26 protein-coding genes and 1 tRNA gene are annotated in these 24,501 nt (G+C 57.5%); 22 read left to right on the top strand and 5 right to left on the bottom strand.

Annotated elements, in window-relative coordinates:
- Positions 1-3 precede the first annotated feature (3 nt).
- The 4 genes from BOP96_RS07035 to murB are packed head-to-tail and all read left to right on the top strand — an operon-like array spanning position 4 to position 2,430.
- Positions 4-189 (top strand): Trm112 family protein, encoded by a 186-nt coding sequence (locus BOP96_RS07035; protein ID WP_003174668.1) that lies wholly within the window; start codon positions 4-6, stop codon positions 187-189.
- Positions 186-950 (top strand): 3-deoxy-manno-octulosonate cytidylyltransferase, encoded by a 765-nt coding sequence (gene kdsB, locus BOP96_RS07030; protein WP_032902860.1) that lies wholly within the window; start codon positions 186-188, stop codon positions 948-950. The genes BOP96_RS07035 and kdsB overlap by 4 nt, the downstream gene beginning before the upstream one ends.
- On the top strand, positions 950-1,414 hold the full coding sequence (locus BOP96_RS07025) for a low molecular weight protein-tyrosine-phosphatase (protein ID WP_014718874.1): 465 nt from the start codon (positions 950-952) through the stop codon (positions 1,412-1,414). The genes kdsB and BOP96_RS07025 overlap by 1 nt, the downstream gene beginning before the upstream one ends.
- Positions 1,411-2,430: a UDP-N-acetylmuramate dehydrogenase gene (murB, locus tag BOP96_RS07020; RefSeq protein WP_073452255.1), complete on the top strand. Its 1,020-nt coding sequence runs from the start codon at positions 1,411-1,413 to the stop codon at positions 2,428-2,430. The genes BOP96_RS07025 and murB overlap by 4 nt, the downstream gene beginning before the upstream one ends.
- 69 nt (positions 2,431-2,499) lie before the next feature.
- On the opposite strand, the gene BOP96_RS07015 is transcribed toward murB, so the two are convergent.
- Positions 2,500-3,171 (bottom strand): Bax inhibitor-1/YccA family protein, encoded by a 672-nt coding sequence (locus BOP96_RS07015; RefSeq protein WP_003192030.1) that lies wholly within the window; start codon positions 3,169-3,171, stop codon positions 2,500-2,502.
- A gap of 152 nt (positions 3,172-3,323) precedes the next feature.
- Between BOP96_RS07015 and BOP96_RS07010 the strand changes: the two genes are divergently transcribed.
- Positions 3,324-3,414, top strand: a tRNA-Ser gene (locus BOP96_RS07010).
- A gap of 116 nt (positions 3,415-3,530) precedes the next feature.
- Here the strand turns inward: BOP96_RS07010 and BOP96_RS07005 are convergent.
- Both BOP96_RS07005 and BOP96_RS07000 read right to left on the bottom strand, forming a co-directional pair.
- Complete coding sequence (locus BOP96_RS07005) at positions 3,531-4,073, bottom strand: tyrosine-type recombinase/integrase (protein ID WP_256575347.1); 543 nt, start codon at positions 4,071-4,073, stop codon at positions 3,531-3,533.
- Positions 4,074-4,224: 151 nt separating this feature from the next.
- Positions 4,225-5,304, bottom strand: coding sequence for a fimbrial protein (locus tag BOP96_RS07000; RefSeq protein WP_081088285.1), 1,080 nt, complete (start codon positions 5,302-5,304; stop codon positions 4,225-4,227).
- Positions 5,305-6,040: 736 nt separating this feature from the next.
- Between BOP96_RS07000 and BOP96_RS06995 the strand changes: the two genes are divergently transcribed.
- A complete protein-coding gene (locus tag BOP96_RS06995) occupies positions 6,041-6,838 on the top strand; it encodes a fimbrial protein (RefSeq protein WP_175562981.1) in 798 nt (265 codons plus the stop codon).
- Positions 6,839-7,279: 441 nt separating this feature from the next.
- Here BOP96_RS06995 and BOP96_RS06990 read toward each other — a convergent pair whose 3' ends face one another.
- Positions 7,280-8,056 (bottom strand): hypothetical protein, encoded by a 777-nt coding sequence (locus tag BOP96_RS06990; RefSeq protein ID WP_073452249.1) that lies wholly within the window; start codon positions 8,054-8,056, stop codon positions 7,280-7,282.
- 346 nt (positions 8,057-8,402) lie between these two features.
- Here BOP96_RS06990 and BOP96_RS06985 point away from each other — a divergent pair, with 346 nt between their 5' ends.
- From BOP96_RS06985 to BOP96_RS06960, 6 genes are all read left to right on the top strand, one after another.
- The gene (locus BOP96_RS06985; protein WP_032902864.1) at positions 8,403-8,819 is read left to right on the top strand and encodes an Ivy family c-type lysozyme inhibitor; all 417 of its coding nucleotides are present in this window, start codon (positions 8,403-8,405) and stop codon (positions 8,817-8,819) included.
- Between the two features lie 129 nt (positions 8,820-8,948).
- Entirely contained in the window at positions 8,949-9,350 is a 402-nt protein-coding gene (locus BOP96_RS06980) for a hypothetical protein (protein WP_014718871.1), read from the top strand.
- Between the two features lie 92 nt (positions 9,351-9,442).
- Complete coding sequence (locus tag BOP96_RS06975; RefSeq protein ID WP_014718870.1) at positions 9,443-9,640, top strand: hypothetical protein; 198 nt, start codon at positions 9,443-9,445, stop codon at positions 9,638-9,640.
- Positions 9,641-9,834: 194 nt separating this feature from the next.
- Positions 9,835-10,575: a hypothetical protein gene (locus tag BOP96_RS06970; protein ID WP_032902865.1), complete on the top strand. Its 741-nt coding sequence runs from the start codon at positions 9,835-9,837 to the stop codon at positions 10,573-10,575.
- A 133-nt stretch (positions 10,576-10,708) separates the two neighbouring features.
- Positions 10,709-10,978: a hypothetical protein gene (locus BOP96_RS06965; RefSeq protein ID WP_019816804.1), complete on the top strand. Its 270-nt coding sequence runs from the start codon at positions 10,709-10,711 to the stop codon at positions 10,976-10,978.
- A gap of 135 nt (positions 10,979-11,113) precedes the next feature.
- A complete protein-coding gene (locus tag BOP96_RS06960; protein ID WP_073452247.1) occupies positions 11,114-13,231 on the top strand; it encodes a TonB-dependent receptor family protein in 2,118 nt (705 codons plus the stop codon).
- 1 nt (position 13,232) lies between these two features.
- Here BOP96_RS06960 and BOP96_RS06955 read toward each other — a convergent pair whose 3' ends face one another.
- Entirely contained in the window at positions 13,233-15,047 is a 1,815-nt protein-coding gene (locus tag BOP96_RS06955) for a sigma-54-dependent Fis family transcriptional regulator (RefSeq protein WP_073452245.1), read from the bottom strand.
- A 350-nt stretch (positions 15,048-15,397) separates the two neighbouring features.
- On the opposite strand from BOP96_RS06955, the gene BOP96_RS06950 reads away from it, so the two are divergent.
- From BOP96_RS06950 to BOP96_RS06905, 10 genes are all read left to right on the top strand, one after another.
- Positions 15,398-16,492, top strand: a complete 1,095-nt coding sequence (locus BOP96_RS06950; RefSeq protein ID WP_014718865.1) for an ABC transporter ATP-binding protein — start codon at positions 15,398-15,400, stop codon at positions 16,490-16,492.
- On the top strand, positions 16,492-17,589 hold the full coding sequence (locus tag BOP96_RS06945; protein WP_056783757.1) for an ABC transporter ATP-binding protein: 1,098 nt from the start codon (positions 16,492-16,494) through the stop codon (positions 17,587-17,589). The genes BOP96_RS06950 and BOP96_RS06945 overlap by 1 nt, the downstream gene beginning before the upstream one ends.
- Positions 17,586-18,452 (top strand): carbohydrate ABC transporter permease, encoded by an 867-nt coding sequence (locus BOP96_RS06940; RefSeq protein WP_003192014.1) that lies wholly within the window; start codon positions 17,586-17,588, stop codon positions 18,450-18,452. Before BOP96_RS06945 ends, BOP96_RS06940 begins: the two co-directional genes overlap by 4 nt.
- Positions 18,453-18,462: 10 nt before the next feature.
- Complete coding sequence (locus BOP96_RS06935; protein WP_003192012.1) at positions 18,463-19,263, top strand: carbohydrate ABC transporter permease; 801 nt, start codon at positions 18,463-18,465, stop codon at positions 19,261-19,263.
- A gap of 11 nt (positions 19,264-19,274) precedes the next feature.
- On the top strand, positions 19,275-19,547 hold the full coding sequence (locus BOP96_RS06930; RefSeq protein ID WP_014718862.1) for a DUF2160 domain-containing protein: 273 nt from the start codon (positions 19,275-19,277) through the stop codon (positions 19,545-19,547).
- A 47-nt stretch (positions 19,548-19,594) separates the two neighbouring features.
- Positions 19,595-21,337: an ABC transporter substrate-binding protein gene (locus BOP96_RS06925; protein WP_003192009.1), complete on the top strand. Its 1,743-nt coding sequence runs from the start codon at positions 19,595-19,597 to the stop codon at positions 21,335-21,337.
- 145 nt (positions 21,338-21,482) lie between these two features.
- Positions 21,483-21,677, top strand: coding sequence for a type II toxin-antitoxin system RelB family antitoxin (gene relB / locus BOP96_RS06920; RefSeq protein WP_014718861.1), 195 nt, complete (start codon positions 21,483-21,485; stop codon positions 21,675-21,677).
- Complete coding sequence (locus BOP96_RS06915; protein ID WP_019816805.1) at positions 21,677-21,952, top strand: type II toxin-antitoxin system RelE/ParE family toxin; 276 nt, start codon at positions 21,677-21,679, stop codon at positions 21,950-21,952. Before relB ends, BOP96_RS06915 begins: the two co-directional genes overlap by 1 nt.
- A gap of 209 nt (positions 21,953-22,161) precedes the next feature.
- Complete coding sequence (locus BOP96_RS06910) at positions 22,162-23,541, top strand: iron-containing redox enzyme family protein (protein ID WP_073452242.1); 1,380 nt, start codon at positions 22,162-22,164, stop codon at positions 23,539-23,541.
- Between the two features lie 11 nt (positions 23,542-23,552).
- Positions 23,553-24,497: a methyltransferase gene (locus BOP96_RS06905; protein ID WP_073452240.1), complete on the top strand. Its 945-nt coding sequence runs from the start codon at positions 23,553-23,555 to the stop codon at positions 24,495-24,497.
- Positions 24,498-24,501 lie beyond the last annotated feature (4 nt).

The following is a 24,501-nucleotide window of genomic DNA, read 5'->3' as shown; positions in this document are numbered from 1 at the left end:
CTCATGGACACCAAACTGCTCGATATCCTCGCTTGCCCGATCTGCAAAGGCCCGCTCAAGCTCAGCGCCGACAAAACCGAGCTGATCAGCAAAGGTGCCGGCCTGGCTTACCCTATCCGTGACGGCATCCCGGTCATGCTCGAAAGCGAAGCCCGTACTCTGACCACCGATGAGCGCCTGGATAAATGACCACCGCCTTTACCGTTGTCATTCCCTCGCGCTATGCCTCGACGCGCCTGCCGGGCAAGCCGCTGCAAATGATCGGCACCAAGCCGATGATCCAGCTGGTGTGGGAACAAGCGTGCAAGAGCAGCGCCGAACGGGTGGTGGTGGCCACCGACGACCCGCGCATCATCGAGGCGTGCAAAGGTTTTGGTGCCGAAGCGGTCCTGACCCGCGAAGACCATAACTCCGGTACTGATCGCCTGGCCGAAGTCGCCACTCAGCTGGGTCTGGCACCCGACGCGATCGTAGTGAATGTGCAGGGTGACGAGCCATTGATACCGCCGAGTGTCATCGATCAGGTCGCTGCCAACCTCGCGGCCCATGGCGAGGCGCGTATGGCGACCCTGGCCGAACCGATCGAAGACATCGAGACGCTGTTCAACCCGAATGTGGTGAAAGTGGTCAGCGACATCAACGGCCTGGCACTGACGTTCAGTCGCTCCACCTTGCCGTGGGCGCGGGATGCCTTTGCCAAGAATCGCGACGTGTTGCCGGAGGGCGTGCCATATCGCCGCCATATCGGCATCTATGCCTACCGCGCCGGTTTCCTGCACGACTTCGTCAGCTGGGGCCCGTGCTGGCTGGAAAACACCGAGTCCCTGGAGCAACTGCGTGCCCTCTGGCACGGCGTGCGTATCCACGTGGGCGATGCGTTGGAAGCACCGCCAGCCGGTGTCGACACCCAGGAAGACCTCGAACGCGTCCGTCGCCTGCTGGGCGCCTGATGGAAGTTCTGTTTGTATGCCTGGGCAATATCTGCCGCTCGCCAACCGCTGAGGGCATCTTGCGCCATAAGTTGCGTGAAGCAGGCTTGGCTGGCCAGATTGAGGTGGCGTCTGCTGGCACCGGGGAATGGCATGTCGGCAACCCGCCGGACCAGCGCAGCCAACGGGCGGCGCTGGCGCGCGGCTATGACCTGTCGAGCCAGCGTGCCCAGCAGGTTTCCCGCGCTGACTTTGCCCGCTATGACCTGATCCTGGCCATGGACAGCAGCAACCTGCGCAACCTCAAGGCCATGCAGCCGGGGCAGGGCAAGGCGGAGCTGGATTTGTTCCTGCGCCGCTTTGATGGCGAAGTGGACGAGGTGCCAGACCCTTACTATGAAGGTGAGCAAGGTTTCGAACGGGTCCTGGACCTGATCGAACGCGCCTGTGACTTATTGGTGATCGAATTGAAGGGGCGGTTATGACCTTGCAAGTGCGTGCGCAGGTATCGCTCAAGCCATTCAACAGCTTCGGCATTGATGTGCGCGCTCAATTATTCGCCGAGGCCCACAGCGATGCCGAGGTTCGCGAGGCCATCACCTATGCCGCTGCACACGCGGTGCCGCTGCTGGTGATCGGCGGCGGCAGCAATTTGCTGCTGACCCGGGATATCCAGGCGCTGGTGTTGCGTATGGCGACACAAGGCATTCGCGTGCTGAGCGACGATGGCACGCACGTGGTGGTCGAAGCCGAAGCGGGCGAAGCCTGGCATCCGTTTGTGCTGTGGACGCTTGAGCACGGCTTCTGCGGCCTGGAAAACCTCAGCCTGATCCCGGGCACTGTCGGCGCCGCGCCGATGCAGAACATCGGTGCCTATGGCGTAGAGATCAAGGATGTGTTTGCCGGCCTCACCGCCCTGGATCGCCAGACGGGCGAACTGCGGGACTTCAGCCTGGACGAATGCAACTTTGCCTACCGTGACAGCCTGTTCAAGCACGAAGTCGGGCGCTGGCTGATCCTGCGGGTACGCTTTGCCCTTAGCCGCGCCACCCACCTGAAACTCGACTACGGCCCGGTGCAACAGCGCCTGGTCGCGCAGGGCATCACCCACGCCACGCCAAGCGATGTGAGCCGCGCGATCTGCAGCATTCGCCGCGAGAAACTGCCAGACCCGGCAGAGCTGGGCAATGCGGGCAGCTTCTTCAAGAATCCGCTGGTACCCCAAGCCTTGGCTGTTGAGCTGCAACGCCAGTATCCGGACCTGGTGGCCTACCCTCAGGCCGACGGCCAAATGAAACTCGCCGCCGGCTGGCTGATCGACAAGGCCGGTTGGAAGGGCTTCCGGGAGGGCGATGCGGGCGTGCACAAGCTGCAAGCGCTGGTGCTGGTCAACTACGGCACCGCCACCGGGCAGGAGATTGCCCAGCTGGCGCTACGCATCCAGCAAGATATCTTCAAGCGCTTCAAGGTCGAGCTGGAAATGGAACCCAATCAGTACTGAGCTATCGGGCCTGAAAATGAAAATGCCCCGTATCTCGCGATACGGGGCATTTTTTATTGCGTTGGCTGATCAGTCGTCGCGGCTCATGATGCCGAAGATCTGCAACAGGCTGATGAACAGGTTGTAGATCGACACATACAGGCTGATGGTCGCCATGATGTAGTTACGCTCACCGCCGTGGATGATGGCGCTGGTCTGGAACAGGATGCACACCGAGGAAAACAGCACAAAACCCGCGCTGATCGCCAATTGCAGGCCGCTGATCTGGAAGAACATGCTGGCCACCACCGCCGCCAGCAGCACGAAGAAGCCTGCGGTGATGAAACCACCCAGGAAGCTCATGTCCTTACGGCTGATCAGCACGTAGGCCGACAGACCACCAAACACCAGGGCGGTCATGGCAAACGCCGAACTGACCACTTCAGCACCGCCGGCCATGCCCAAGTAACGGTTGAGGATCGGGCCTAGGATGAAACCCATGAAACCGGTCAAGGCAAACGCCGACACCAGGCCCCAGGCCGAGTCACGCAGCTTGTTGGTCAGGAAGAACAGACCGTAGAAGCCGATCAACACGACAAAGATATTCGGGTAGCCGACGCGCATCTGCTGGGCCACGTAAGCCATCACGCCGCTGAATGCGAGGGTAAGGGCGAGCAAGCCGTAGGTGTTGCGCAACACGCGGCTGACTTCAAGCTGCTCAGCCTGCGCGTTGCCATTCACTGCGTAATTCTGTTCGCGCATGGCGACACTCCTTCAGTTTTGAAACGTTCAGTCGCAAAGATCATAACAGACGCCTTGTAACAAGCGATGCAGAGAGTTTGACAGTGTGTTTCATTCGGGTATTATGGCGCCCGCTGACACGGGATGGGCTACTATAATCCTGTGATGCACAAGGGAAATTGGCAGAGTGGTTGAATGCACCGGTCTTGAAAACCGGCGGACGTTAATAGCGTCTCCAGGGTTCGAATCCCTGGTTTCCCGCCAAGATTTACACAAAAGCCTCGCGATTGCGGGGCTTTTGCGTTTTCGGGGTTTGGATAGGCAGAGGCAGTTTCTGAGAGGGGTTCCGAAACTTTCGGGTAGGCGTTCCGAAACTTTGCCTATTTGGAGGGTTTAGCGGTAGCGCCAATCCGCCTGTAAACCCGCTTGGTAATCTCCTGCTTACTATGTCCCAGCAGTAGACTTGCGTCGCCAATATCGACAATTTCCGATGCGGCCTTGGGCCGAATGTCACGAAACTGAAACCCTCCAATTTTTGTTGCGAGCATTGAGTCCCCCTGATCCAGTGCGTTCTGCTGTGCCTGTTCCCTTGCTTTGTCCCATCGTAAGCGCAACATGCCCTTCGTCATCCTCTTTCCGTACTTGTTGGTCAGCAGGTATTTGGATGAGTGGTGAGCGTTTCTTTCTGTTATTTCTCGCACTAGTTTCCCGAGGCTGTTTTCGCCGGCTTCCGTTCGCATCAAGATTCTGAGCTTTTGTCCTGTTTTACCTTGGATGACCAGGCAGTAATCGCCATCAGCGTCGTCGCTACGCATTACGATCACGTCACCTGGCCGCTGGCCTGTCAGATACGCCAGATCCCTTGCTTCCCTTAACTCTGGTGCTGCGGTCCCACTCGAGCACTCAGCGCCGGAGAGGTGCACCCATAATGAGGTAAATAGTTGCTGCGAAGCGCCGGCTGCGGCAAAAGTAGGTGGAGTAGGCGGGAAGTTTAATCTGATTTTGAACGATTGCCGTTTTCCGAAATATTTTTGTGGCCGTAAAATCTAGGAGCAATGCAAACACTGGAGGCACTCACTCGTAAGCTAGAGTGACGGTAACTCCCGCATTGACTTTACCCGGTTTTACCATTTCATTGCCGCGGACATAGACCACGTTCAACATCTTTCTCTGTATTCCACCCGTAGTGGCCATCATTCCTATTGATTTGAGGCTGCCTTTAAGTCCGAAACTTACCGGTTGCCCGTCGTCGAGCACTTGCAGCGCGACACCTGAGGCTTGGTCTGGTATAGCAGCCAGCGTCAAATTATTAGAGGTGTTGGAGGGGGTGTTCACATCAGTCATGCTGTAGTACACATTATAGGCAACAGGTGCTTTGTCGCAGGAGGCGCCTAGCTGAAAAGATGCTACCTCGACTGTTGCACCTGCACTTGGAAGGCTCGAAATATTGAGCGGTCGCAACTTAACCAGCGCGGGTGCGTCCAGTGTGCACGAAATACTATTTACGTTAAATGATACTGGGCGTATGAAAACAGTGGGCGTAGTCGCATAGCAATTGGTCAAGCCGCCGCTGCCGGGAATGTTGGTACATGGCACCCCACTTCCGTTAACGACCCCAGCCAGTAGCTGAATTTCGTTAATGACTTTAGGTCCAGGCTTTAAGCTTAACTTTGAGAAGTATCTAACGCGCACCCGAATTGCTTCCTGAATATTGTTATTGGCGTCAGGTTTTGAAATTTTCATTGACCAGGCGTACTGGTTTGAGGAGATTGGAGAGAAGCTTCCATCTGGTGTAGCGATAGACGCAATGATGAATATATCTGGATCGCTCGTTGACCATAGCGCATAGTATTCCCCCTCAAAGAGTGTTGTAGCGCCGGCATAGGTAGGGCTCATAAAATATCCGTATTTGTATTGTGCACTAAATCCAGTTGACATTTCTGTGCAGGATAACTGTATTGTGGCTTCATGCCACGCACTTGATAACATTCCACCTTTGCCGGCGGCGTTGGAGGCAAGTTGGAGTTCACTGATCGTGGGATTAATATATGTACTGTCGGTCTGGCAGAGGGCGCTGCTGAATGAAGAGTATACAAGGAGTATTATAAATATGCCTAAGTATCCGAGGTTTTTTAGTGCTAATGGAATGGACATGACTTCCTCTGCTTTAGCTAATTTATAAATACTCTCACTGCAGAGCTACTAATGGAAATCAGATGTTTCAGTCTTGATGGTAAGATATATCTTACGCTTCGTATGCAAAATTGGCCGAGGCCGGCCATGCGATGAGTCTCAGAGCTGTTGGCCTGTTTAGTAGTTTTCTTCCGGTCGGCAGGAAGCGGGGGAGAGGGATAAATCATCTTGCACCACTACATGCGCCCCTTGATCAGGGTGGCTTGCAGGCCAGCAAACCTAGGGCAAGTTGGTTGTCGTAGAGCTTTGATAGCTCCGCAGGGAGCAGATCTGAGTTAGGAATCGTTGATCCTTCGAGGGCTTATTAGACAGGCAGGTTAATTTTTGCGTTTGCGAATCTGAGGGAGGCTGTTAAGCACAGGCGGCCAGCCGCTTTTTTTCACGTGTAGGATTTATCTTTATATGGGTTGGGGTTTATCCTGCATGGTTCTTTGATTATTCCTTGGGTGTGCTATTTAGTGATTGTGTAGTATTAGGTTTATATTATTTGACATGGTAATTATTATGCGCTGGGTTTTTTGTTTTTTAGTTGCTTTTTTTATGTGCTCTACAATGCAAGCACAAGCGACAGGGGTGTTTACACCAGCGAATGCCACTGTGCAGCTGCCAGTGTCTATAAGCACCCCAGGTAGTCTTGCCATTGGTAGTGTTATTTGGTCTTCTCCTATAGTTGTTACGCAGTTGAGTGGGGATGTCGATGAGTTCTATTTCACAACTAGATCAAGCGCATCCAAAGTGTCTGGATTTGAAGATGTTTTTTTTTACGGGTGTCGCAGGTATAGGAGTGAGGTATAAGGTGTTGGCTACTACTAGGGATTACCCCGGTGGAGTAAATGTAAAGATTGGAGTTGACTATCCTATAAAACAGTGGGCAGCGGGTGACAGCTATGAGCAAAAATTCTCAATTGAACTCGTTAAGGTAGGATCCATTAGCACTACTTCGGTTACTGTTCCTAGGTTATCTATGTATCTGTGTACTTACTACGGTAACCCTTGCATGGCGAATTTCACTCTGCAAGTTGATGGTGCTTCCTCGGTCAAGGTCGGACCAAGTTGTAAGGTCTCCACGCCCGTCATTCCGGTGCGATTGGGGAAGTTATCTTTGAGCTCTTTTGCTAACATCGGAGATGTATCAAGTCCAAGCTATTTTTCTATATCACTGTCCTGCACGGGCGGGGATGTAGGTGTGTCAACATATCCTTATGTCACTTTGACTGATGTTGTTTCACCAGGAAATATTTCGGATGTACTTTCGTTAGGTACTGGTTCAACTGCAAGCGGGATAGGTATACAAATTTTTCACGGTGATGACCTTCTTAAATTCGGGCCTGACTCTTCTGCCCCAGACAATGTGAATCAATGGAAAGCAGGTGAAATCAAGCGTGGCGAAGCGTTATTTCAAATCCCTCTACGAGCGCGATACGTGCGAACTGGTAAAAGCTTGCAGCCTGGTACTGCCAATGGGCAAGCTACTTTTACATTTAGCTGGCGCTGAATATCTGGCTCGTGAAGAAAACTTATTTATATCGTGCCCACCGATGCGTTTAAATTAACGTTGTGACTTAAGAAGTTCTCAGTATCGAGTGTTTCGAAGCATAATAATCCTTATTTCTTGATATCTATGCAGACCGCAAAGGCGTTTTGCTAGCAGCGTGCAGTTTCCAATATGACGCTGGGAGGGGTGTTAAGATAGTCCAAAACTAAAAGCGTACCCCTTGTAGAGATGCGATCTCCAGCTCTATACATTTCTCTCAGTAGTGGAACTCTTTTTGCATTCAAGGCCGCAGCCAGCCTGCATTTGCATAGCGGTCTTGAAAACCGGCGGACGTTAATAGCGTCTCCAGGGTTCGAATCCCTGGTTTCCCGCCAAGATTTACACGAAAGCCCCGCGAAAGCGGGGCTTTTGCGTTTCTGGGGTTTGGTTATACCGGGCTATTTAGGCAGTTGGTCTAACTCGAAAGGCCAGGAACACCGGCCCGAATGGGAAGGTACTGACTTCCAGCTCATCCAGTGGATTGAGCGTGTGCGTGCGGCTTCCAGCGTTGCTGTAGATCACGTGGCTGCTGGATACGGCAATGTTGATCTTGCCGGCGGCTGCCTGGATTAGATTCACCTTGAACCCTTCAATCACATCATCACCGATTGTCAGCGTGACATCTGTATCGCTGATGACCAGCATCGACTTGCCTGAATCCGGCATGGTCAAGGGCCTGCTGCCGGTGATAGAAACATTGGTGTGCACATGTCCGCCAGCGTGGTAACTGACCATTCTCGGATCAGCGAAGACCCGGGCGAAGGAGCCGACATAATTCACACTGGCGCGCATGTCGTCGAATTGCTCAACCACGTATGTACCAATGCTGCCGGAAACTTCCCCATTGGGGTCCAGAACCCATTTGCGTCCTACCATCAACCCGATCTGGGTATTGGCACGTACACCGGCACGCATTTCTTCCAGAAAGAGCTGGCTGATCTGGCCACCGCCTTTGCCCTGGACATAGGTAAATCGTGCAATGGAATGGCTGTCGCCAGTGGGGCTGCCCTGGGCAGTATCGACCTTGTAGTCGACAAAGTCTGCCGAGACGATGGTGGTCGTGGTGTTGGCGTTTGGCGCCCAGGTAAAATCCAGGACCCTGCCGGTTTTGACCTGCTCTAGAGAGGTGGTGGCTTGTGATGTAGTCGTAGAGCCTGACTGCTTCAAATCGTCATTCATGATACTCATCCGTAAGTGAAGTCGAGGGTCGAAAGTACACGAAGCAAATGACCGCCGTCATCACAGCACTTTTTCTACAAGACTATGCTGTCTTACTGGATCCGTATGGAGCTGTCATCGTGCACGTGCCCTCGCACTGCGTATTCATTACTAAGCACAGTACGGAGCTTTTAGCTTGACTGATTTACTTCTCTCCACGGCAGCCATGGCCTGCCTCATGATTTCAAGCTTGTTTGTTAGGTGAACGTCGAAACTTCTAAAACAGTGCCCTGTCCCAGCTTTCATACCGATGTTTAAGTGCAACCTGCGAAAGCGGCTGAAAAGTCAGCGAGATGGAGTCATTCGAATGAAAATACTGAGCCTTTCGATGCTGGCGGGTGCCTCCATGATGCTAGTCTCTGAAGGCGTTTGGGCTGAGCAATATCTGCCCGAGATTGCCAGCAAAGCGCCTTACAAAAAAGCCTACGCAGAGATGCTCAGTTATCCGGACTGGGTCAGTAAAGCTCAGGGCACAGCGTCGCCAGTCGAGACGGTTTCGGCGGATGGTAAGCGCTTTACGGTAGGCCACATGTGCAAGCCACATGATTGTGCAGACAATCAGCTAATCGTGGTCTTTAACGCAGATGGAACAAAGTCCTGGGGGCTACTCGCGACGCGTCCAGCCGAGGGAGAGGCATTCAGTAAGCAATTGCTGGGTGATCCCGACAGTGTCGTTCAGGGCCTACTGAATAAGTCGTTTGCTGACAACAATCCCGAAGATTGATGACCGGTGTCGCTCTGCTGCGGCAAACGGTGGGTGGGGAGAACGACCATCAGATAAGACATAGCGAACAGCCAGCTTGTTATGGTTATCGTGGATGTTAAAGTCGCACAAATTTTTTGAGGGAACGATATGCGAGGCTTAATCGGAGCATTACTGCTTGCTGCTCTTGGTGGGTGCTCCACATCGCCTATATCTGCCGACATCGCAGACCCTGTGCCATCCACAAGAATGTATGCCTTTACGGAAAAGAACGCGGCTCAGTTGGTGGTGACTAGAGACTCGGGCATCTACGGAGCTGAAGTCCGTTTTATTTTGCATATTGATGGAAAACCGGCTGCCGAGTTTCACCCTGGGGAGGTTGCCAGGTTTGGGCTGGCCCCTGGCAAGCATATTCTTGGTGTCTCGAAATACATGCTTTTCGGCACCTCAAGAATCATCGAATCAGAAATTGATATGAAGCCGGGAGACCTTGTTCGCCGCAGAATTTCTCAGCACGGCAGCAGTTTTTCTTTCACCCCGACTGCCTACTAAACGCCATTCGTCTAACGCCCGGCACTCTCAATCCCGATGCAGCCTCTCAATCCTAAGCGCGGATATCCCGAGCCTATAAACGGAGTGCCAGCATGGAAATCAACGAGAAAGCCCCAGGCAACATTTCCCAGCAAGCGGTTACCCGGGGCACCGATAACGAGACCGGCCATGACCCGCGGCGTGACGAGGACAATATCCCGCTGCCGCCGGATGACGAGGCGCCTCTTGAAGAAGATATGTCGGATGTAGATGCGGCCGATTCAGTAGCTACTGAGCATCCCAAGACCTGAAGGCGTTCAGGCCAAAGAGCCCGGCCCTGTGCCGGGCTTCGTCTGCTGGTCCCCTTGGTCTCGTTCACCTCCTTGTGGCTGTAAGCCGATGCTGATCCGACCCGCACCGCTGCACTTTTTTCCATTTTGCTGATCTACCTCTGTCCCGGCCACCCGACTCCCGCGTGCGGCCCACAGAATCAGACCCGGTGCCGATGGATCGAACGTTTACGATTTTTACCACCCGATGGCCGCTGTTGCTGGCTGCGATGTTCGCGCTGTGTGCAGTGGGTTGCAGCCAACAACAGGGCCGCGATATCGCCAGGCAGTTCAGCGACGGCAAGCCCGATGAGTTCTTCCAGACCAGCGTCGACCGCATGGCCACCCTGGGGATGCGTGACAACCTGCAAAGCCTCTACCTGCTGATGAGCAAGCTCTACCTGCGCAACCCCAACCAGTGGCGTCAATCGGGGTATCCGGATGCGGTGACCGCCGCCCGGAAAATCCGCCAGGCCATCGAAAATCGCCAACCCTTGCCCGCACTGGGTGACCGGCGTGACCTGGCTGCCCTGAGCTATTCCTTGAGCCCCGACTTTCGCGGCGACCGCGTCGGCGCGTTCATCTATGCGATTGGCAGCATGCTTGTGACCGCTCACGGCGGGCGCACGCAGTTTTATGTGACCGACTCGATCAACCCGCAGTTTGTCAGCAATGCCGCGCGTAATATCGAAAAGGCCACCTGGCTGCTCAGCCAGCGTCAGGATGCCAATGGCGTGCTGCTGTTGTTTTCCAATGAAATATCGGAGGAGGGCAGTAACCTCAGTTTTGCCGTTGAGTTCGGCAAGATCGTCGCGCGGTTGGACCTGCTGACCCAAATCCTCGATGAGCGCTACCGGCGCATTGGCCTCAATTACGCACAAAGCTTGTTGCTGATGAATTTCCTGCCGGTGCAGTGAGGCCCGTCGCATCGACCAATCGGTGCGGTGTTTCCCTTTCCGCTGTAGGAAGCGGCCTATCTTGTCTCCGGCGGCTTGAAAGGCTGGCCTGCGGGCAATAGCCTCGGATTTTTCTTAAACACGAGGCCCTCCCTTGGGTAAACGAAAAACGGTTTGGCCCACGGATCGCGAAATACGCTTGCGGTTTATCCTCTATGCGGTAATTGACGCCGCGACTGCCCAGGGCGTGTCTGCCGAGTTATTGCTGCCGGCGCATAAGTTATTGCGTGACTCGCCCACGGAAGACCAGTTGCGCGACACCTTGGGGGCGATTCTCGCCACTGACGAAATGTATGGCTTTCGCTTTCCGCCGGGGTCGGATGCAGATGATCTGATGCGGACATTGGCAACTGCCGATGGTTAAACTGATTCACCCCTGTTTTTGATACGCCCCTGTCCGTCATTAAGGAGTGACTCGAGGGGCGTACCTGCCTTCCCATCACTGTTCGCGTGGTGGGCTCGGCCCGGCACGTTCCCGGATTCCAAGGACCTGCTCCCAATGCTGCTGCGCCACCCCCCGTTTATTTTTGCCGCCTTGACCCTCAGTTCGCTGGTACAGGCCGAAGGCCTGCAATTGGAGCCGGTTGAAGTCACCACGGCTGAGGCCAGCGCCGCAGAAATCGCCCAGGCGCAGCTCAAAAGCGTGCCCGGCGGCACCAATTACATCGATATGGACAGCGTGCAACAGGGACGGGTCAGCACCAACGAGGATGTCTTCAAGTACCAGGCTGGTGTTTACGCCAAGGCGGCCAATAACGAAGGGGTGAAGGTGTCCATTCGTGGCTCGGGCCTGAACCGCGCCCCCGGTGCCCATGCCTCCGGCCTGTATGAAATGTTCGACGGCCTGCCGCTTACCGGCCCAGGCGGCACGCCCTATGAGCTCAAGGACCCGCTGTGGCAAAGCCGGGTAGAGGTGCTGCGTGGCGCCAACGGGTTCGATCAGGGTGCATTGGCCTTGGGCGGTGCGGTCAACTACGTTACCCGCACCGGCTTGGACGCGCCCAAGCTGCAAGTGCGCTATGAGGTCGGCAGTCGCGGCTATGCCCAACGCGAAGTCAGTTCCGGGCAGGTGCTGGGGGACGCCGACTATTACATCAGCCTCACCGATTCGGAGTCCGACGGTTATCAGCACCAGAGCGCTGGTACCGGCAAGGGCATCGCCGCCAACTTTGGCTATCGCTTTAACCCGGACCTGGAAACGCGCTTCTACTTGCGTTATCGCGAAACCACCAACGATTCTCCCGGCAGACTCACGCGTGACCAGATCAGCCATGATCCGCGTGCCGCCAACAGCCTCAACGCCGCCCGCGATTCAAAACGCCTGCAACCGGGCTCTACCTGGATCGCCAACAAGACCACCTTGCAACTCGATGACGCATCAAGAATCGAAGTCGGGCTGGCCTATCACGATTACCCGATGGATCTGCGCGAGGGCACCAACCGCCTCAAGGTCGCCTACACCGATATCAGCGGCACCCTGAACTACATCCGTCAGGACAACCTGTTCGGCCATGCCAGCAAAACCACCGTCGGTCTGCGCACCACCCAGGCGATGCCTAATAATGGCGCTTCGGAATATGTGCGCATCCCGGCGGGCAAGACCGCAATCTACGCCCCCGGCACCAAGACCCGCGACTACAGTTACCTGGGTTCCGATACCGTGCTGCATGTAGGCAACGAGCTGGAATTGCTGGAGGATCTGTGGCTGACCACCGGCCTCGCCGCCATCTACACGCGCCGCGAAACCCAGGTCACTTACCCTGACGGGCAGGCACCGCTCAGTCAGCATGATTGGGATTACGCGCCGCGCATTGGCCTGCGTTACGACTTCACCCCGCAGTTGCAGGTCTACGGCAACCTGAGCCGCTCGGTAGAGCCACCGCACGCGTGGTCGATGATCTGGGGTTCGAACAAATACTTTGGCCCGGGCAGTGGGGCAGCCACGGGGTTGCAGCGCGAAGGCGTGAAACTGCGCAATCAGACCGCCACCACCCTGGAAGTCGGCGGGCGCGGTGAAGCCTGGCTCGGCCAATGGGACTTGGCGCTCTATCGTTCTGAGGTTCGCCACGAGCTGCTTTCCGTGGAAACCCAGGCCCAAACCGCCAACAGTAGCGCGATCATCGCCGAGTCCAACGCTAGCCCCACCGTGCACCAGGGTGTGGAGTTGAGCCTGCTCAGCCCGCTGTGGGACGGCGGTGGCAGCGGTAAGCTCGACCTACGCCAGGCCTACACCTTCAGCGACTTCCACTACCGCGACGACGAGCGTTTCGGCGACAACACCTTGCCCGGCATTCCCAAGCACTATTACCAGGCGCAACTGCGCTACAGCCACCCGACGGGTTTCTACACCAGCCTCAACACCGAGCATGCATCACGGGTAGCGGTGGACTACGCCAATTCCTACTATGCGGCGGCCTACACCACCCTCGGCGCCACGTTCGGCTATGACGCGCCCAAACACGACTGGCAAGCCTGGGTCGACCTGCGCAACCTGACCAACCGCCGTTATGCCAACACCGTCACGCCGGGTTATGACGACAAAGGGATGGACGCGGCGCGCTCCACCCCGGCGGATGGGCGGGGTATTTACACCGGCGTTTCCTGGAGTTGGCGTTAAATCAGCCTTCGTGCTGGCGCAGTCGCTTGTACAGGGTGTTGCGACTCACCCCCAGCTCTCGCGCCAGGTGGGAGATATTCCCGCCCACGGCTTCCAGGCGTTGGCTCAGGTCGAGGCGTTCATCCAGGTGCTCAGGTTTGGACTGCGGCACCGTCGCCTGCAAATCCACAAAAAAATCATCGGGCAGGTGTTCCGCGCGAATCGGCTGCTCCTCGGCCATCGCCAGCGCCACCTGCAACACGCTGCTCACCTGACGCAAATTGCCCGGCCACGGATGCTGCTCAAATAACCTCAGCACCTCGGCACTCAGCCCGGCCCACTGGTTCGGCTCGCGGTGTTGCTGCCACAGTTGCTGGAACAGCGCCTGCTTGTCGGTACGCTCGCGCAACGGCGGCAATTCCAGGGTCAGGCCGCCGATGCGGTAGTACAAGTCCTCGCGAAAGCGCCCGGCCTGCACCAGCTCGCGCAATGCACGGTTGGTCGCCGAGATGATGCGCAAATCCACCGGGAACACCTCGCTGCTGCCCACCGGTTGCACACAGCGCTCCTGCAACACCCGCAACAGGCGGGCCTGGGTCGGCAACGGCATATCGCCGATCTCGTCGAGAAACAGCGTGCCCTTGTCCGCCTTGCGGATCAGGCCGATGCTGCCTTTCTGGTTGGCGCCGGTGAAGGCGCCTTTTTCGTAGCCGAACAGTTCCGATTCCACCAGCTCTGCGGGGATCGCTGCACAGTTCACCGCGATCAACGCCTGTCGGCTGCGGGAACTGGCCTGGTGCAGGGCTTTGACGAACACCTCTTTGCCTACGCCGGTCTCGCCATGGATCAACAGCGGAATGTCCTTCTCCAACAGGCGCTCGGCCTGGCGCACGGCTTTTTCCACGCGCACATCGCCAAAATGTAGGGTCTGAAGGTTGATCGACGTCGGTGCTGGCGGCGGTTGGCTGAACAGCCGGGCCTGCACCGGCATCTGTTTGGGCCGCTTCAACAGGCACTGGAACCGATTGCGTCCCGCCGCCTGCAAGGCGAAGGGCAGCCCTTCCGGTTGGTTGAGCAACTCCAGCAGCGAGACCTTGAACAGGCTGTCGATCATCACCCGCGACAGGCTGATGCCCAGCAGATTATCTGCGCGCCGATTGGCCGACAGGACCTGGCCGCTTTCATCAAAGATCAGCAGGCCGGCCCATTGGCTGTCGAGGTTGCTCAAGCCGGTGTTGAAGGTCAGTTGGAAGTGTTCGCCGCGAAACAGGTTGAGGATCAGCCGATTCTCCACGGTCTGGCTCATCATCTTGACCATGCCCAGGGTGTGGGAGGGCGGCAGGTAACTGTCGCTGGACACGTCCAGAACGGCGATGATTTCGCGCTGGGCATCGAAAATCGGCGCCGCGGAGCCGGTCATGAAGCGGTTGGCCTTCAGGAAGTGTTCATCGTGTTCAATATGCACGGCCTGGGCGCAGGCCAGTGCGGTGCCGATGGCATTGGTGCCACTGGCGCGTTCCATCCAACTGGCGCCGGGGCTGAAGCCACGGGCCAGCGTGGGTTCGATAAACCGCTGGGTGCCCCACGACGTCAGGACCTGGCCCTGATTGTCGGCCAGCATGATCAGGCAGTTGGAGTTGCTGAGGATATTTTCGTAGTAGGGCAGCACTTCCTGATGAGTGGTCTGCACAAGTGAATGCTGGCTTTCCAGGAGATGGCGAATGCCCTCGGCGGGCAGTTGGTCAAAGCTGGGGGTGCTCTGGTGATCCAGGCCGTAGGCGCGGCAACGGCGCCAGGATTCCTGGATAAGGGTGTCGTGGGTCAAGGGTTCGGCCATCGTGCGACCTTCTTTATTATTGTTGTCGGGTCTTGCGCCATCTAACGTCAGACATCGAACAATGTGGGAGCGGGCTTGCCCGCGATGGCAATGGGTCAGGCACAGCCTCTACAAACTGATGCGCCGCCATCGCGGGCAAGCCCGCTCCCACATTTGATCTTCGTCGCGCATAAAGTGTTGTTCACAACTGTTCATTGTCAATCCCGGCAGTGTTCAATTGTTCAGCCGGATTGTTCACTCCCGAACACCATGATTCGCCCATCTCCTTACACATCAAACAGTTGCGGTTTTGGCACGAAACTCGCTCTGACAACGGACCAGATTCATTCCAATAATAAAAAGGTCGTGTCATGTCATTGACCCTGGAACATGTCTCCCGCGTTGTCGACGGCCAAACCTGGATCGACGACGCCAACCTGCGGTTCGAAGCCGGTTCTTTCAACGTCCTGCTCGGTCGCACCCTATCCGGCAAGACCAGCCTGATGCGCCTGATGGCCGGCCTGGACAAGCCCGACAGCGGCCGCATCCTGATGAACGGCGTGGATGTCACGCAAAAGCCGGTGCGCCTGCGCAATGTGTCGATGGTCTACCAGCAGTTCATCAACTACCCGACCATGACCGTGTTCGAGAACATCGCCTCGCCGTTGCGCCAGGCCGGTGTGTCCCAGGAGGTGATCCAGAGCAAGGTGCTGGAAACCGCCAAGATGCTGCGCATCGAGAAATTCCTGCAGCGTCACCCCCTGGAATTGTCCGGTGGCCAGCAGCAACGTACCGCCATGGCCCGCGCCCTGGTGAAAGACGCTGAACTGATTCTGTTCGATGAGCCGCTGGTCAACCTGGACTACAAACTGCGCGAAGAGCTGCGTCAGGAAATGCGCGAACTGTTCAAGGCGCGCCACACCATCGCGATATATGCCACCACCGAGCCCAACGAGGCCCTGGCCTTGGGTGGCACCACCACCATTCTTCATGAGGGGCGGGTGATCCAAAGCGGCAAGGCCGCCGAGGTCTACCACCAGCCGCAAACTGTCCTCGCCGCTGAGCTGTTCTCCGAGCCGCCGATCAACCTGATGCCAGGGCGCATCAGCGGCAACGAAGTGAGTTTCGCCAACTTCGTGCATTTCCCACTCAATGTTGACCTGCGTCCTATCGGCGAAGGCGAATTCCGCTTTGGCGTGCGCCCCAGCCATATCAGCCTGGTACCCAGTAATGATGATGACCTGGAGCTGGCGGTGACCGTGGAAGTCGCCGAGATCAGCGGCTCGGAAACCTTTCTGCATGTGCGCAGTGAGCACTTCCTGCTGGTGCTGCACCTGCCGGGGGTGCATGAATACGATGTCGACGCGCCGATCCGTGTGTATATCCCCACCCATAAACTGTTTGTGTTCGATGGTCAGGGCCGCTTGGTCCAGGCCCCCGGGCGCCGTGTCGCGAGGGTTGCCTGATGGCCGAGATCCATTTGCGCAACCTGGCCCATAGCTACAGCCCTACGCCCGCTGGGCCAGAAGACTACGCCATTCGGGAAATGAACCATGTGTGGGAGCAGGGCGGTGCCTACGCCTTGCTCGGGCCGTCAGGCTGCGGCAAGTCCACGCTGCTCAATATCATTTCCGGCCTGCTCAGCCCGTCCGAAGGCCAGGTGCTGTTCGATACCCAAGTGGTCAACGACCTTACCCCGGAGAAGCGCAATATCGCCCAGGTGTTCCAGTTCCCGGTGGTGTACGACACCATGACGGTGTTCGACAACCTGGCGTTCCCGCTACGCAACCAGGGCATGGCCGAAGCGAAAATTCACAGCAAGGTGCAGGAGATCGCCGAAGTCCTCGACCTGCAAAACCTGCTGAGCAAAAAAGCCCGCAATCTCACCGCCGACGAAAAACAGAAAGTCTCCATGGGCCGTGGCCTGGTGCGCGATGACGTGTCGGCCATTCTCTTTGATGAGCCGCTGACGGTGATCGACCCGCACCTGAAGTGGAAACTGCGGCGCAAGCTCAAGCAGATTCACGAGCAGTTCAATATCACCATGGTCTACGTCACCCACGATCAACTGGAAGCCTCCACCTTCGCCGACAAGATCGCGGTGATGTATGGCGGGCAGATCGTACAGTTCGGTACGCCGCGTGAATTGTTCGAGCGGCCCAGCCACACCTTTGTCGGTTATTTCATCGGTAGCCCTGGGATGAATCTGATCGAGGTGCAGGCCAAGGCTGGCGGTGTAGGGTTCGCCACTACCCTGTTGCCACTGTCCGAAGCGTTGCAGCAACGTCTCAACGCCACCGACTACAAAAAGCTCCAGGTTGGTATCCGCCCGGAATTTATCCACGTGTGGGACGAGTACAACCCTGACGCCCTGCAAGCCGACGTCGTCCATGTGGAAGACCTCGGCACCTACAAGATCATGACCCTCAACCTCGACGGCGCCACCCTCAAGGTGCGGCTGGCCGAGGACAAGCCGGTGCCGGAAGGCAAGGCTTCCATCAGCTTCCCCGCGCAATGGCTGATGCTCTACGCCGACGATTACCTGCTGGAGGTGGCGCCATGAACAAGGTGCAGAACAACAAGGCCTGGTGGCTGGTGTTGCCGGTGTTCCTGCTGGTGGCGTTCAGTGCGGTGATCCCGATGATGACCGTGGTCAACTATTCGGTGCAGGACATTTTCGACCAGTCCAGCCGCTATTTTGTCGGGGCCGACTGGTACAAGCAGGTGCTGCTCGACCCGCGCCTGCACGACTCGCTGCTGCGCCAGTTCATCTACTCGGCCTGCGTGCTGTTGATCGAGATCCCACTGGGCATCGCCATCGCCCTGACCATGCCCACCAAGGGCCGCTGGTCCTCGCTGGTGCTGATCATCCTCGCCATTCCCTTGCTGATTCCGTGGAACGTGGTCGGCACTATCTGGCAGATTTTTGGCCGTGCCGACATCGGCCTGCTGGGCTCGACCCTCAACGCCCTGGGCATCAGCTACAACTACGCTGCCAACACCATGGACGCCTGGGTCACCGTACTGGTGATGGATGTGTGGCATTGGACCTCGCTGGTAGCGCTGCTGTGCTACTCAGGTTTAAGGGCCATTCCGGACGTGTACTACCAGGCTGCGCGGATTGATCGTGCATCGGCCTGGGCGGTGTTCCGACATATCCAGTTGCCGAAGATGAAAAGCGTGCTGCTGATCGCGGTGATGCTGCGCTTCATGGACAGCTTCATGATCTACACCGAACCCTTCGTGCTCACCGGCGGCGGGCCGGGTAATGCCACCACTTTCCTGAGCCAGACGCTTACCCAGATGGCCGTCGGCCAATTCGACCTGGGCCCGGCGGCGGCGTTTTCCCTGGTGTACTTCCTGATCATCCTGTTGGTGTCCTGGCTGTTCTACACCGCCATGACCCATTCCGACGCCAACCGCTGAGGCCGCCAACATGAGCAAGCGCAAGCTGATTCCACTACTCGTTTACATCCTGTTCCTGCTGGTGCCGATCTACTGGCTGCTGAACATGTCCTTCAAGAGCAACACCGAAATCCTCGGCGGCCTGACCCTGTTTCCGCAGGATTTCACCCTGGCCAACTACAAGGTGATCTTCACCGACCCGAGCTGGTACACCGGCTACCTCAACTCGCTGTACTACGTGAGCCTGAACACCGTGATCTCCCTGAGCGTGGCGTTACCAGCGGCGTATGCGTTCTCGCGCTATCGCTTCCTGGGTGACAAGCACCTGTTCTTCTGGCTGCTGACCAACCGCATGGCGCCGCCGGCAGTGTTCCTGCTGCCGTTCTTCCAGCTGTATTCATCCATTGGCCTGTTCGACACGCACATCGCCGTGGCCCTGGCCCATTGCCTGTTCAACGTGCCGTTGGCGGTATGGATCCTGGAAGGCTTCATGTCCGGCGTACCCAAGGAAATCGACGAAACCGCCTACATCGATGGCTATAGTTTTCCCAAGTTCTTCGTGAAGATTTTTATCCCGCTGATTGGCTCCGGTATCGGCGTCACGGCGTTTTTCTGTTTCATGTTTTCCTGGGTCGAACTGCTGCTGGCGCGCACGCTCACCTCGGTCAACGCCAAGCCCATCGCAGCGGTGATGACCCGCACGGTGTCGGCGTCCGGCATTGATTGGGGCGTGCTGGCAGCGGCGGGGGTGTTGACCATCCTGCCGGGCATGCTGGTGATCTGGTTTGTACGCAACCACGTGGCCAAGGGCTTTGCCCTGGGCCGGGTCTAGAGGAGTCGATGATGGAATGGATGGCCTGGACCACCCCCACTGCGCTGTTCTTTGGCGGCATTGCCCTGATTCTGGCGGGCATGACCACTTGGGAATTACGTTCGCCGAGTATCCCGCGGCGCGGTTTGCTGCCGATCAGCACCACCCGTGGGGATCGCTTGTTTATCGGTCTTCTCGGTAGCGCCTACCTGCATTTGCTGGTCATTGGCGTTACCGACTGGAGTATCTGGGTGGCGTCCGCGCTCTCCCTTGTTTGGCTGTTGAGTGTGATGCGTTGGGGCTAGCAAGCTCGCTCCTGCAAGCCCCGTTTGAAACTAACCTGGAGGTCTCTATGTTGAATAAAAACAATAAGCTGCGACATAGCATTTCATTGGCCGCCGTACTGGCCCTCAGTGGTTTGAGCGCTTCGGCCTGGGCTGATGCGTATGAAGATGCCGCGAAAAAATGGATCGGCAGCGAGTTCAAACCCTCGACCCTTACCGAAGCCCAGCAGTTGGAGGAGTTGAAGTGGTTTATCAAGGCGTCGGAGCCGTTCCGTGGGATGAAGATCAACGTGGTGTCTGAAACCCTCACCACCCACGAGTACGAATCCAAGGTGCTGGCCAAGGCCTTCAGTGAAATCACCGGCATCAAGCTGACCCACGACCTGCTGCAGGAAGGCGACGTGGTGGAGAAGCTGCAAACCCAGATGCAATCCGACAAGAATATCTATGACGGCTGGGTCAACGATTCCGACTTGATCGGTACGCACTTTCGCTACGGCAAGACCGAGTCCATCACCGACCTGATGGCCAACGAAGGTAAGGATTTCACCTCGCCCACCCTGGACCTCAAGGACTTTATCGGCCTGTCTTTCACCACCGCGCCGGACGGCAAGATCTACCAGTTGCCCGACCAGCAGTTCGCCAACCTCTACTGGTTCCGCGCCGACTGGTTCGAGCGGCCGGAGCTGAAGGCCAAGTTCAAGGAGAAATACGGCTACGACCTGGGCGTGCCGGTGAACTGGTCGGCTTATGAAGACATCGCCAAGTTCTTCAGCGAAGACGTCAAGGAAATCGACGGCAAGCGCATTTATGGGCACATGGACTACGGCAAGAAAGACCCGTCCCTGGGATGGCGTTTCACCGATGCCTGGTTCTCCATGGCCGGCGGCGGCGACAAAGGCTTGCCCAACGGCTTGCCGGTGGACGAGTGGGGCATCCGTGTAGAGGATTGCCACCCGGTGGGCTCCAGCGTCACCCGCGGCGGCGACACCAACGGCCCGGCGGCGGTATTCGCCACGCAGAAATACGTGGACTGGATGAAAGCCTACGCGCCACCGGAAGCGGCGGGCATGACCTTCTCCGAATCCGGCCCGGTGCCGTCCCAGGGCAACATCGCCCAGCAGATCTTCTGGTACACCGCGTTTACCGCCGACATGGTCAAGCCGGGCCTGCCGGTGGTGAATGCCGATGGTACGCCGAAATGGCGCATGGCACCGTCCCCAGTCGGGCCGTATTGGGAAAAGGGCATGAAGAAGGGCTATCAGGACGTAGGTTCCTGGACCTTCCTCAAGTCCACGCCCGAAAAGCAGAAACTCGCGGCCTGGCTCTACGCGCAATTCGTGACCTCAAAAACCGTGTCGCTGAAGAAAACCATCGTTGGCCTGACGCCGATTCGTGAGTCCGATATCAACTCCCAGGCCATGACCGACATGGCGCCCAAACTCGGTGGCCTGGTGGAGTTCTACCGCAGCCCGGCCCGCACCGAGTGGTCCCCGACGGGCACCAACGTGCCGGACTACCCGCGCCTGGCGCAACTGTGGTGGAGCAACATCGCCGCAGCGGCCAGCGGCGAGAAAACCCCGCAACAGGCGCTGGACAACCTGGCCAAGGAGCAGGATGCGATCATGACGCGCCTGGAACGCTCCAAGGTGCAACCGGTGTGCGGCCCGAAAATGAACCCCGAGCGTGACGCGCAATACTGGTTTGACCAGCCGGGCGCGCCGAAGCCGAAACTGGCCAACGAGAAGCCCAAGGGCGAAACCGTGAACTACAACGACCTGCTCAAGCAGTGGGAGGCGGCACGTAAGTAATTTCGCTGAATGAGCTGAACACAACGGCACGCTTGCGTGCCGTTGTTTTTTTTTGTGGGTGAGCCACCTGCATTTCATCTGGTGCTCCGAGACAGCTTGCTAGCTTGGGACTAAACTGCTGAGCATTCATACAGGAGGTCATCTTATGGGTGTTCCACTTTCCCCAATTGTTTCCGAATTTGAAACCGAGGAGCAGGCGAATAGTCATGATCTTTGGTTTCGCGCCAAAGTCGAAAAAAGCTTGGCCAACCCCGGACCCGGTGTACCCCATGACGAAGTCATGGCGAGGGTCGAGGCGATTATCCTTGAAGCAGAACGCAAGCAGTGGGCCAAAGCCTGATGTTAAGCGTTGTTTGGCTTGATGAGGCTATCAGCGACCTGATTGACATCGTTACTTTCATTGCAGAAGAGAATCCTGGGGCGGCGCGACGTATCAAGACACGTCTTGAAGGTGCGCCTCTGCCACTGACCGAGCATCCTTACCTGTATCCGAACGGCCGTGTGCCCGGTACGCGGGAGGTCGTCGTTCACCCCAATTACGTCCTAGTGTATCGAGTAACAGCAGAGCGCATCGAGATAGTCAACGTGTTGCACGCTCGGCAAGAGTATCCCTGATTTTCTCCTCATATCGCGTGAGGCACGATTTGGTGACCCAATGTCCCCATCGCAATAGCACCGCGACCGCTTGTCCCCACGTTAACAATCCAATCTGAATTTTCCGCACATCTCAAGGTTCTGCATCTTAGAAGCGCATGTTTTCAAGCGCTATTGCAGGGCCACCTTGTGGGAGGCCCGTTGTAACGGACTTTGCGGAAACTGCCATCATGACACTCCTCACAGCGCTGTCAGGCCAGCCGGCCTCTCTCACCGACTCGGCCCAGGGCCGCCATCAACGGGTCTACCAACAGCTGCATGGCGAAACCCAAGACGCCACCGAACTGGCGCGTGAATACCTGCACGATCAATTGGCCCTGGTAGAGGCAACCGATTGCGACTTGCCAGAGGCGCCCGAACAGCTGATGGCCTGGGTCGAGCAACGCTGCGCCGAGGTGGCCCAGGCCTATGCCGACTATCTGGAACAGCGTCGAAACGGTGGGCCACGGCGGTATTTCCAAAACAAGGCCCATGCTTTGTACTTTCTTCAGTGCGTGGCGCCGACCAAACAGGTCGACGGCGCCTGGCTCTATGGCTTGCTGCGCTATTGGCAAGACCAGCGCTTCGACGGCCTGCTCACCACTTACCTGGAAGAATTGGGCGACGGTGAAGCTGCGCAGAACCATGTGGTGATCTACCGCAAGTTGCTCAGCGAGCACGATGCCGACAGCGAAGCCGGCCTTGAGGATGAGCATTACCTGCAGGGCGCGCTGCAACTGGCGCTGGGTGTGTGCGCCGACGAGTTCCTGCCCGAGGTCATTGGCTTCAACCTCGGTTACGAACAGCTGCCGCTGCACCTGTTGATCACGGCCTATGAACTCAGTGAACTGGGTATCGACCCCTATTACTTCACGCTGCATGTCACCATCGACAACGCCAGCAGTGGCCATGCGAGCAAGGCGGCGCTATCGGTGCTGAACCTGTTGCCGCTGGGCGAGGGCAGGGCAGACTTCTATCGCCGTGTGGCCGCAGGCTACCGTCTGAATGATCTGGGGCCGGGTACTACGTCTGTGATCAAACAGTTCAACCTGCAGGACGAGGTGGTGGCGATGCTTGAGCGCAAGCGCGCCTTCGGCCAGCACATGCATTCGGACTATTGCCGCTTTGAAGGGCAGACCGTCAACCAATGGCTGGCCCGGCCTGGGCAGATCGGCGCTTTCCTCAAGGCCCTCGAAGACAAAGGCTGGATCAAGCACAACCAGGACCCCACCAACAGTCGCTTCTGGCAATTGATCGAGGGCGCTGGCGCCGCGATGTTCGGAGTGTTCAGCGGTTTTGAAAAACAACTGATCCATGACTGGATTGCGGGTGAATGGGTTGCCAGCGAACGCGTGCCGCCCGTGCGGCCGGGACGCGGCAGCCGGTTTTCCCGCGAGCAGCATCGTCCAGCGGACCCGGATACCCAGGCTTTGGCGGAGTCATTGTGCAACTTGCCCGATGAGCAACAGCTCAATGCACTGATCCCGTGGCTGTCGGCACGCCGTCATTGCACGCCTGCCGGGCTGTATGCCACTCGCCGCTTTATCCAACTGCGTGCGCGCCTGCGCTAAGGAATGTGCCTATGTCTGCGCAACAACTGGCTGATCGTGCCTTGTTGAATCTGGGCCGGGGGTTGAAGGAGGGTGGTTATCGCTTTATCACGCCAACGCCCTTGACCCATGAGCGTGTCTATCGGCGGCTGGCGACGCCCCTGGCAATGACGCTGCGCGATGTGTTCGGTTGGTCGATGCCGTTCGATCAAGGCCTGTTGCCCGAGGCCCTGCGTGGAGAATTGCAGCAAGCGGATGTGATCGAAAAGCACGGCGCGCTATGGCGCAGCGCAGTGCGATGGTCGAGCCTCGACGAGCTGCTGTTCGCCCATTCGCCTTATCCCACCGACCAGGCGGACGCGGTGTTTTTCGGCCCCGATAGCTATCGCTTTGCCCAGGTAATCGAAGCTTACCTGCAACAACGTTTCGAGCCGCTCAAGCGCGCCGTGGACATCGGCTGTGGCGCCGGCGTCGGCGCGCTGGTGATTGCTAAAGCCCGGCATGACGCCCAGGTGCTGGCGGTGGATATCAACCCCCGTGCCCTGCGCATGACCGCGGTGAATGCCGAGCTGGCCGCGCTGAATAACGTCAGCGTGTACCACAGTGACGTGCTGGCCAGTGTGGAGGGCGAATTCGACCTGATCGTCGCCAACCCGCCGTACATGAAAGATGACCGCCAGCGCGCCTATCGCCATGGCGGCGGCGCCTTGGGGGAGCAGTTGTCGCTGCGCATCGTCAGTGAGTCCATCGGGCGCCTGGCCCTGGGCGGTAGCCTGCTGCTGTATACCGGGGTGGCGATGGTGGCCGGCAGCGACCCTTTCCTGGAGGCGGTCAAGCCACTGCTAGGCAGCGACGCCTACGGCTGGACCTACCGCGAACTGGACCCGGACGTTTTCGGTGAAGAACTGGAAAAGCCCGGCTATGAGCAGGTGGAGCGCATCGCCGTGGTCGCACTGACTGTCACCCGATTGCGCTGAATAC

The organism is Pseudomonas sp. FSL W5-0203 (assembly GCF_001896155.1).
Classification (GTDB): Bacteria; Pseudomonadota; Gammaproteobacteria; order Pseudomonadales; family Pseudomonadaceae; genus Aquipseudomonas; species Aquipseudomonas paracarnis.
The sequence above is the reverse complement of the archived record's forward strand: the minus strand, read 5'-3'. Positions and strand labels throughout refer to the sequence as shown.

Bases quoted from the DNA above. Each gene is read 5' to 3' on its own strand.
- BOP96_RS07025 (WP_014718874.1), top strand. From the start codon at position 950: ATGGAAGTTCTGTTTGTATGCCTGGGCAATATCTGCCGCTCGCCAACC.
- BOP96_RS06975 (WP_014718870.1), top strand. From the start codon at position 9,443: ATGGAAATCAACGAGAAAGCCCCAGGCAACATTTCCCAGCAAGCGGTT.
- relB (WP_014718861.1), top strand. From the start codon at position 21,483: ATGGGTGTTCCACTTTCCCCAATTGTTTCCGAATTTGAAACCGAGGAG.
- BOP96_RS07000 (WP_081088285.1), bottom strand. From the start codon at position 5,304: ATGTCCATTCCATTAGCACTAAAAAACCTCGGATACTTAGGCATATTT.
- BOP96_RS06940 (WP_003192014.1), top strand. From the start codon at position 17,586: ATGAACAAGGTGCAGAACAACAAGGCCTGGTGGCTGGTGTTGCCGGTG.
- BOP96_RS06960 (WP_073452247.1), top strand. From the start codon at position 11,114: ATGCTGCTGCGCCACCCCCCGTTTATTTTTGCCGCCTTGACCCTCAGT.
- BOP96_RS06955 (WP_073452245.1), bottom strand. From the start codon at position 15,047: ATGGCCGAACCCTTGACCCACGACACCCTTATCCAGGAATCCTGGCGC.
- kdsB (WP_032902860.1), top strand. From the start codon at position 186: ATGACCACCGCCTTTACCGTTGTCATTCCCTCGCGCTATGCCTCGACG.
- BOP96_RS06935 (WP_003192012.1), top strand. From the start codon at position 18,463: ATGAGCAAGCGCAAGCTGATTCCACTACTCGTTTACATCCTGTTCCTG.
- BOP96_RS06980 (WP_014718871.1), top strand. From the start codon at position 8,949: ATGCGAGGCTTAATCGGAGCATTACTGCTTGCTGCTCTTGGTGGGTGC.
- murB (WP_073452255.1), top strand. From the start codon at position 1,411: ATGACCTTGCAAGTGCGTGCGCAGGTATCGCTCAAGCCATTCAACAGC.
- BOP96_RS06930 (WP_014718862.1), top strand. From the start codon at position 19,275: ATGGAATGGATGGCCTGGACCACCCCCACTGCGCTGTTCTTTGGCGGC.
- BOP96_RS07015 (WP_003192030.1), bottom strand. From the start codon at position 3,171: ATGCGCGAACAGAATTACGCAGTGAATGGCAACGCGCAGGCTGAGCAG.
- BOP96_RS06945 (WP_056783757.1), top strand. From the start codon at position 16,492: ATGGCCGAGATCCATTTGCGCAACCTGGCCCATAGCTACAGCCCTACG.
- BOP96_RS06995 (WP_175562981.1), top strand. From the start codon at position 6,041: ATGAGTTCTATTTCACAACTAGATCAAGCGCATCCAAAGTGTCTGGAT.
- BOP96_RS06905 (WP_073452240.1), top strand. From the start codon at position 23,553: ATGTCTGCGCAACAACTGGCTGATCGTGCCTTGTTGAATCTGGGCCGG.
- BOP96_RS06970 (WP_032902865.1), top strand. From the start codon at position 9,835: ATGGATCGAACGTTTACGATTTTTACCACCCGATGGCCGCTGTTGCTG.
- BOP96_RS07035 (WP_003174668.1), top strand. From the start codon at position 4: ATGGACACCAAACTGCTCGATATCCTCGCTTGCCCGATCTGCAAAGGC.
- BOP96_RS06950 (WP_014718865.1), top strand. From the start codon at position 15,398: ATGTCATTGACCCTGGAACATGTCTCCCGCGTTGTCGACGGCCAAACC.
- BOP96_RS06915 (WP_019816805.1), top strand. From the start codon at position 21,677: ATGTTAAGCGTTGTTTGGCTTGATGAGGCTATCAGCGACCTGATTGAC.
- BOP96_RS06910 (WP_073452242.1), top strand. From the start codon at position 22,162: ATGACACTCCTCACAGCGCTGTCAGGCCAGCCGGCCTCTCTCACCGAC.
- BOP96_RS06985 (WP_032902864.1), top strand. From the start codon at position 8,403: ATGAAAATACTGAGCCTTTCGATGCTGGCGGGTGCCTCCATGATGCTA.
- BOP96_RS06990 (WP_073452249.1), bottom strand. From the start codon at position 8,056: ATGAATGACGATTTGAAGCAGTCAGGCTCTACGACTACATCACAAGCC.
- BOP96_RS06925 (WP_003192009.1), top strand. From the start codon at position 19,595: ATGTTGAATAAAAACAATAAGCTGCGACATAGCATTTCATTGGCCGCC.